This is a genomic window from Candidatus Syntrophosphaera sp., assembly GCA_019429425.1.
Classification (GTDB): domain Bacteria; phylum Cloacimonadota; class Cloacimonadia; order Cloacimonadales; family Cloacimonadaceae; genus Syntrophosphaera.
The window spans coordinates 1-7782 of sequence record JAHYIU010000101.1; the positions used below are offsets into that span (position 1 = coordinate 1).

At 57.0% G+C, this 7782-nt stretch carries 6 protein-coding genes; all 6 read left to right on the plus strand.

Features of this window, described 5'->3' with window-relative positions; all coding sequences use genetic code 11:
* Positions 1 to 1395 (plus strand): DHH family phosphoesterase (locus K0B87_08830; protein MBW6514842.1); only part of this gene is annotated, 1395 nt, incomplete at its 5' end.
* A 14-nt stretch (positions 1396 to 1409) separates the two neighbouring features.
* A complete protein-coding gene (locus K0B87_08835) occupies positions 1410 to 1997 on the plus strand; it encodes a phosphatidate cytidylyltransferase (GenBank protein MBW6514843.1) in 588 nt (195 codons plus the stop codon).
* 11 nt (positions 1998 to 2008) lie between these two features.
* Positions 2009 to 2962, plus strand: a complete 954-nt coding sequence (locus tag K0B87_08840; protein ID MBW6514844.1) for a glycosyltransferase family 2 protein — start codon at positions 2009 to 2011, stop codon at positions 2960 to 2962.
* Positions 2963 to 3039: 77 nt separating this feature from the next.
* Positions 3040 to 4176: an ABC transporter permease gene (locus tag K0B87_08845; GenBank protein ID MBW6514845.1), complete on the plus strand. Its 1137-nt coding sequence runs from the start codon at positions 3040 to 3042 to the stop codon at positions 4174 to 4176.
* Between the two features lie 11 nt (positions 4177 to 4187).
* Positions 4188 to 4853 (plus strand): ABC transporter ATP-binding protein, encoded by a 666-nt coding sequence (locus tag K0B87_08850; protein ID MBW6514846.1) that lies wholly within the window; start codon positions 4188 to 4190, stop codon positions 4851 to 4853.
* A 3-nt stretch (positions 4854 to 4856) separates the two neighbouring features.
* Positions 4857 to 7782 (plus strand): hypothetical protein (locus tag K0B87_08855; GenBank protein ID MBW6514847.1); only part of this gene is annotated, 2926 nt, incomplete at its 3' end.

Here is a 7782-nt window from a genome sequence, read left to right on the forward strand (position 1 = left end):
TTCAGGAACGAGCCCCTGGTGATCTTTGGCCACGACGATCCGGACGGGATTACCAGCACCTACATCCTCTATCAATTCTTCAACACCTGCGGCTACCAGAAGCATAACTACTACATTCCCAACCGCAACCTTGCCTCCCACGGGATCCAGCAGGACTTCGTGGATTATGTGCGCAAGGGCGGCTATAAGCTGGTGATCACGGTGGATAACGGCATTGCCAGCCACGCGGGAGTTGAGAAACTAAACCTGATGGGTTGTGAGACCATCATCACCGACCACCATCTGGTGCAGCCGGAGCAGCTTCCGGGGGCCCACAGCATCGTCAATCCGCAGCTGCCCGAGTGCAAATATCCCTATAAATCATTGGCCGGGGTGGGCGTAACCCTGATGTTCATCCGCTATTTGGGCAGGATCCTGGGGCATCCGGTACCGCTTTCCGCGTATTTCTGGACCGCGGTGGGCTCCGTGGCGGACAAGGTGCCGATGACAGGCCTGAACAGGGTCCTGGTCCGGCATGTGATCGAAAATTGGCCTGAACTGGAGGATCCCAGCGTAGATTTTCTCCTTCGCAATTACAACCGCATCGACGGCGACATGGACATCTTCAATTTCATCCAAAACACCGCGCGCCTGATCGCCAACGGCAGAGAGGAGAACGGCCAACACACGGCCATGCGCTTCCTGCTGCAAATGGGCGAGGCCAAAGCCGGCCTGTTCCAAAACATGGAATCCCAGAAAAAAAGATGGGAATCAGAACTGAACAGGGTCTTCAGCTTTTTGGACACCATCTCGTCGGGCTTCGACAGCAATACCTACATCTATTTTGACGACGAAGACGTGATCCCCTATGCGCTGCTGGGAACCGCAGCCACCTATATCCTGGGCAAGCTCAGCATCCCCACGCTAATGCTCAAGACCCACAATGGCGATATCGTCTGCGAAGGCCGTTGCGGCGAGGGATTCAACATGGTGGAGGCCTTTACATTCTGCAAAGAGCATCTGAAGCAATTCGGCGGACACGTCAAGGCGGCTGGTTTCACCCTCGAGCCCGAGAAATACGACGGATTCCTCGAATGCTACAACCACTTTCTCAACGAGAAACTTGCCAACGCGGCCCCAGAAATCGACGCTGATCCGGACGCGATCCTCAGCCTGGCCGGTTTGAACCGGGAAAACTGGAAGCACCTGGAACTGCTGCTGCCTTTCGGGCAACAAAATCCCGAACCGCGCCTCCTGCTGCAGAACGTCACGCCGGAAGAACTGCTGCCTCTGTTTACCATCGAGCACAACAGCCATCCCCTGCCCCCGGGAAGGCAGAGTGACGTGCTGATCAACTGGAAGGCCCCCAACACGTTGCGGATCATCGCTTTGCACGGGAGCAAGATGACCGGCTGAGGCTGGGACAGGCCATGCTGCTACTCAAGGAAACCCTGCGCAAGAGCATCCACCTCAGCTCTCTGATCATCCCTTTCGGATACCGTTATGTCCTGGGGTTCAACCGGAAGCTGATGTTCTATATAATCCTTGCCGCCTTCATTATCATGCTAATTGTGGAATTCCACCGTTTTTGGCAGAAAGGCTTTCGCAAGACCTTCTGGTGGATGTTTGGCCTGGTCCTGCGCAAGCACGAACTGAGGGACTTCACCGGCGCCACCTATCTGCTCTTTGCCGCCGTGATCTGCGTGGCCTTTTTCGAGCCGAACATCGCTTTTTGCGCCATGGCCTTCCTTTCATTGGGAGACACCTTCGCGGCTATGGTGGGCATTAATTTCGGCAAACGGAAATTCGCGCACAGCAACAAATCCCTGGAGGGCAGCATAGCCTGCTTCGCCGTCTGTTTCATCTTCGGGCTGATCTACGCGGAACATCCCCTGATCGCCTTCACCGGAGCCGGGGCCGCCACCCTGGCTGAACTGAGCAACCTGCCCGTGGACGACAATGTGGAAATGCCCCTGGCGGCGGCGCTTGCGATGACCATCACCAAAGTATTCATCTGACAGGACTGAACATGTTGCTATCATTCGTAATTCCGGTTCTCAACGAACAGGACTCCCTACGCCAGTTGTGCTCTGAGATCATCGCCAGTTGCGGCTCTCACGGCCATGAGATCATCTTCATTGATGACGGCAGCCGCGACCAGAGTTTTCCCGTCATGGCCGAACTCGCCCAAGCTGACCCTGATATCCGGATCGTCAAGTTCCGCCGCAATTTTGGCAAGGCCGCGGCCCTGCAATATGGCTTCGATCTCGCCCGTGGGGAGGTCGTCTTCACACTGGACGCCGATCTGCAGGATAACCCAGCGGAGATCCCCAAATTCCTGGCCAAGCTCGACGAAGGCTGGGACCTGGTCTCAGGCTGGAAGCAGAAACGGCGCGATCCCCTGCACAAGGTCATCCCCTCCCGCTTCTTCAACTTTGTCACCGCCCTCACATTCAGGCTCAAGCTCAAGGACTACAATTGCGGCTTCAAAGCCTATCGCCGAGAGCTGGTGAAAGAACTGCACCTCTATGGCGAAATGCACCGCTACATCCCTGCTTTGGCCAATGCCCTGGGCTTTCGGATAGCAGAGATCCCCGTCGAACACCGCAAACGCCTCTTTGGCCGCTCCAAATATGGCCTGGAACGCTATTTGCGGGGATTCTTCGACCTGCTGACCGTCAAGATGGTGACCACCTACATCAAGAGCCCGCTTTACCTCTTTGGCAGGATCGGCCTGATCTCAGCGCTCCTGGGCACCGCCATCATCGTCTACATGGCCGTCCTGAAGATCTTCTACTATCAGCCGGTCACGAACCGCATCCCGCTGTTTCTGGGCATCACGATGATCCTGGGCGGGCTGCAGTTCATCTCCTTGGGCCTGATCTCCGAACTTATCATCAATCGCATCTCGCCGCTGCAGAAACTGCCGGTGTCCGTGGAAAAAACCGTCAATCTTCCTCCGGGAGAGGGCCAAAGCCAGTGAACCCCGCGGAAAAACTTTTCCTGGAGCGCTACATCAACGCTCCGGGACGCAATCTGCTGCGTTTCAGCTTTGTTTTCATGGTGCTGGGGATCATCCTTTCGGTGGGGATCCTTTCCGCCGCGCTGAACCTTTTTGAAGGCTATGAACGGGCCCTCAAAGAGGTTTTGCTGGATTCATTTCCCCATGTCCGGATCCAGGACGTCGGGGGCGGATACCTCGGTCCGGCCACTGTTTCCCAAACCGTGGCCTGGCTTGAAGGCCGTCCGGAGGTCGCCTCTTCAAGCCCCGTCCTGTCCTTCAGCCTGATGGCCTACAAAGGGGACAGGGTGCGCGGAAGCGTCCTGCGCGCCTATGAAGCTGGCCCCGCCGGCCAGGAAAGCATATCCAAATACATCAGTGAAGGCTCGGCCAGGCCCCAATCCGGCGAGGTCGTCGTAGGCCATTATCTGGCCAGGGAACTGGGCCTATCGCTCGGCGACACATTGAGCGTCGTCTATCCCCGCCTCGATCGCATCACGCCCCTGGGCATGTATCCCAACCAGCACAGCTTTGTGATCGCGGGGCTCTATAGATCGGGCTATTACGAATATGACCGCACCCTGATCATCAGCGGCATGGAGGACGCCCGTTCCATCCTGGGGATCAGCCTGGGCGTCAGCGGCATCGAGGTCAGGCTGAAGGGCGCGTATCTGGATGAAGCCTCCCGTTATGCCGCCGCCTGGGAACAAGAGCTGGACCGAAGCCTGTATGCCGCCCCGGTGGCCAACACCACCCTGCTGCGCCTGGTCAGGATGCAAAAATGGCTGATCTTCATCATCTTCAGTTTTCTGGTCCTCATCGCGGGAATAAATGTGATCAGCAGCGTGCTCACCCTCATCTATGACAAAAAGAACGAGATCGCCGTCCTCAAGGCCCTTGGCGCCGGACCGGCAACGGTCAGGAACATCCTGGGCCACCAGCTGACGCTCGTCTGCCTGGCCTCCATCATTCTGGGCCAGCTTTTCGGCTGGTTGCTTTCCTGGCTGGTGGTGAAGCAAAATTTCTACCGCCTCAAGGGCGACGTTTATTTCATCGACCGGCTGGAGCTTTTCGTTTCACCGTTCAACCAGGCCCTGACCTTCGCCGTTGCAGGCATCCTGGTCTTGCTCTGCATCCGCATCCCCCTGCGCAGGATCGACCAGATGCAGGTAATCGATCTGTTGCGCAATACCTGAGGAGGTGAGAATTGATCTGCCTTGCCGGATACTCGCTGTATAAAACCTATGCCGACAAAGGCCAGGACATCCGCGTGCTGCGCGATGCCAGCCTGGAAGTGGAAAGCGGAGAACTGGTCTGCATCACAGGCAAGTCCGGCTGCGGAAAAAGCACTCTGCTTCACATCCTGGGCCTGCTTGACGACCCTGATCAAGGCAGGGTCTGCATCAACGGCACTGAGGTCTCAGCACGCCATCCCAAAGCCCACGGCATACGCAACCGCGAGATCGGCTTCGTCTTTCAGTTCCACTATCTGCTCGAAGACCTGAACGCGCGCGAGAACGTCGCCCTCCCGATGCTCATCGCCGGTTCGCCCAAAAACGCTGCCCTGGAACGTTCCGCTGAGCTTTTGGAGAATTTGGGGCTGGCCGAACGGGCCCGCCATTATCCCAATCAACTCAGCGGCGGGGAGCAACAGCGCCTGGCCCTGGCCCGGGCTCTGATCAACCGTCCGCGCATCATCCTCGCCGATGAGCCCACCGGAAACCTCGACCCCCAGCACAGCGCGGAGGTTTGGGAATTGATCCGCCGCTTGAACCGGGACTTCCAGCAGACCTTCGTTATCGTCACCCACGACAGCGAATTGGCCAAACAAAGCCCCAAAACCTATGAGCTCAGGGACGGAAAGCTGATCTAAGCCATGAGACGCCCACGCAAATTTCTGACCCTGATCCTGATCCTCCTGGTTATCAACACCGTGTTTTTCATCTCCTGGTACGCCTTTAATGTGCAGGGAAGAGTGAAGGGCATCATCGAAAGGGAGGCTGGTAAGGCGCTCAAGGGTGAATTTCAGATAAGGGATTTCAGCATCAGCGACCAGCAGATTTTCGCTGAGGGCATCACTTACGCCGCCGCGGACAGCTCTTTCGGGTTCAGGATCGACAGCGCCAGGGCTCGTTTCAACTTACTCAAATTCATCTTTTCCGGCTTCAGGCTAAACAACATCCTCGACCATACGGAGATCGTGCAGGGTGAAGTGACCGTCTTGGTCATCCCCAAACCGGGCCCCAAAAAACCGCGTAAAAAGCTGGAGATCCCAGACCTGACCAGGATCTTCAACAACCTGAAAGTCACCGATTCCCGCTTCAGGATCGAAGTGAACACCCCCGTCGAGATAATCGAACCGGGCATGCTCAGAGTGCGCGAAGAGCTTGAACAGGTGAACATCTCCATCCTCAACGCCAAAGTTTCCAATATCACCCTCACTGCCGTCACCGCCAACAAGGGGACCCTCCACGCCACCGGGATCCTTGACAACGGTTATTTGCGTGGGGGCCGGGTGGAGATCAGCAACTACATTCCCCTGTTCGCCAGCCATCCCCAGGTGCTTGATCTGAGCTCGGAGGTCAATCTGGTCGCAGACGTTTTCCAAAAGGAAAAATACGCCGATCTGGAACTGAACGGCAAGGCGATCCTCTGGAACACCAAGGCCCTGCTGTTTTCCCAATATCCGCTGCACATTCCTCTGCTCACGGCGGAATCCGACGGGGACAAACTGGCGGCCGACCTTGCCCAGAGCAGCCTTGGGACCAGCTTTGTAGGCGGCAGGCTAAGCCTGTCCGGTTTGCAGAGAAAGATCGTTTTCGACCCCAGCGAACTTGATCTTGAGCTCGACCTGGCCATGCTCGATCCCCAGCTCAGGGGCATGGTCGCGGCCAAACTGCAGGCGCGGGGAAGCATTGATGACCCCGTTTTGCGTCTGGCCGCCAGTTCGGACGAGATCTCCTACGGCCCTCAGAGCGCCCGCAACCTTGAGCTCGCCGCCTCTTATGAGGACGAGATTCTCAGCTTTGCCATGGACGACGCCATCTGGGAAAACCAGTCCATCAGAGTCAGCGGGACCTATTTCACCCCAGCCGGCACTATTTCAGCCTTCCTGGACATAGCGCCGGTCAGCCTGGCCGTGGAGGAGCTGAAGATCAACGCCGCCATGGAAATTGATCTTGCCTTCTATGAAAAGCTGCCCGAGGTCAAGGCCAGGATCCTGAATCTATCTGTCGCCCAGGGCAAGCTCAACCTGGAATCGGTATCCGGCCATGCTGATCTTTTCCCCGGCCGCCAGGGTGAGGTCCTGAACTACTATGTTGATCTCGAGCTCGATTCCCCGGACGGCACCCACCTCAGTCTGATCGGAGACATTCTTGACCGCAGCCTCCTGCTGGAAGCAGATTTCAACACCCTGGCCCTGATGGACATCTATCCGCTGGAATCCCTGCGGCCCTACGACCCCGTAATCAAAGGCCGGATATCGTCCTTCCTCTCTGGAAACAAAGCCGTGCTTTCCACCCAGCTTGACCTTGTTTTGAACGGTAGCCTGGACCTCAGTGCCGGCTTGGACCTGATCGCCTCCTACGACCTTGATTCCCATAAGGGCATGGCGATCCTGGAAAGCTCGGAAGCCACCCTCAACGGCGTTCCGCTGGACCTGGAACTGATCGCCGAACTCCAGGAGCAAATACTGACCCTGCATACCCTGAGGCTGAACGACAAGCTCTTTCTGAGTGGATATGCCGATCTGGGGAACCTGGGCGACCTGCGCGGCCTGGCCTTTGACCTCAACCTTAGGGACCTGGACATTGAAACGGTTGCCGCCTATTTTCCAGAACTGGCACTGCCGGAGATCGCTGGAGTGAAGCTGAATGCCCATTACAACAGGGAAGGCTCGCGCGTCATCAACGCAGAACTCGAGATTGAGGAATTCAAAATACCCGGCCTCAGGACGCTCTCGGGGGTGCTGAACCTAAACGGCTATCCGGAACAGGTGGAGATCAGCGGCGGCATCAACAACCAGTACCGGCGCCTGATCGACCTCACAGGAACGGTCAGCCTGGAGGATAATCCGGATTTACGGTTACAGGCGATCACGAATGGGCTTGGTACCGGAGATCTGATGTATTCAGCCTTGGCCGATGGAGCGATCGACGCGGTCCTGGGATTCTATGTGGAAAACGCTTTCAGCCCGGAAATGGATATCAGCTTTGACGCCCGCGTTTCATCGCCCCACATCTCCATTCCCGACGTGGTGGACCTGGATGACATTCTGATCCGCGTCTCCCAAACCAAAACCCTGCTGGTCGTGGACACCCTTTCTGTCCGCGCTCCCCAGTTCGGCAGTGTGAAAGGTTCCGGAGCCATCGATTACAATCTGGCCAACAACACCTTCTACGACGGTAACAGCGTCCTCGATCTCGAGATCGAGGGGGACTTCTTCGATTGGCTCACCGAAAACGTGGAAATGATCACAGCGGCCAGGGGCAAGGCCGACCTCAACTGCGGCATCTCCACCTTTGAAGGCCAGTTCATCATGAAGAGCGGGGCGTTGGACATCAAGGACGCCAGGATCTACCTCAAAGACCAGCCGGAACCGATCCGCGACCTCAATATCAGCGCCAGCATCCTGGATAACGACGTATCCATCGAAAACTTCACCTGTTTCATCGGCGACGGCAAACTGACCATTAAAAACGAGTTTGACGACGATCCCGACTCCCATCTCAGCGTTGGCTTCCTCGACCTCGGCAGCCTCGCCCTGCGCATCGAACAGCCGGGGGCGACCGTCAACATAC

Excerpts from the sequence above, each read along its gene's own strand:
- K0B87_08835 (MBW6514843.1), top strand. The coding sequence starts at position 1,410 with ATGCTGCTACTCAAGGAAACCCTGCGCAAGAGCATCCACCTCAGCTCT.
- K0B87_08840 (MBW6514844.1), top strand. The coding sequence starts at position 2,009 with ATGTTGCTATCATTCGTAATTCCGGTTCTCAACGAACAGGACTCCCTA.
- K0B87_08845 (MBW6514845.1), top strand. The coding sequence starts at position 3,040 with ATGGTGCTGGGGATCATCCTTTCGGTGGGGATCCTTTCCGCCGCGCTG.